We start from the raw sequence: 315 nt of genomic DNA on the forward strand, positions 1-315 counted from the left end.
GAACCCGCGTCGGCGACGGTGGACGCGGGTGGCAGTACGACGGTGCGGCTGCGGTTGCGCAACACCGGTGACGTGGTGGACGAGTACCGGTTCGAGCCGGTGGGTCCGGTCGCGCCGTGGACGACGGTGGAGCCGCAGACGTTGCGGTTGTATCCGGGTACGACCGGGACGGTGGAGTTGCGGTTCGCGCCGCCGCGGACGCCGGACGCGGTGGCGGGGCCGAATCCGTACGCGGTGCGGATCACGCCGACGGAGCATCCGGAGGCGACGACGGTTCCGGAGGGGAACCTGACGATCACGCCGTTCACGGAGGTG

The 315-nt window shown here is 71.4% G+C and carries 1 pseudogene; it reads left to right on the forward strand.

Annotated features, from left to right (window positions below):
• A pseudogene (locus ACYF6T_RS44740) lies at positions 1–315 on the forward strand (hydrolase); the annotation flags it as partial.

It is taken from the genome of Streptomyces sp. 7R007, assembly GCF_054850255.1.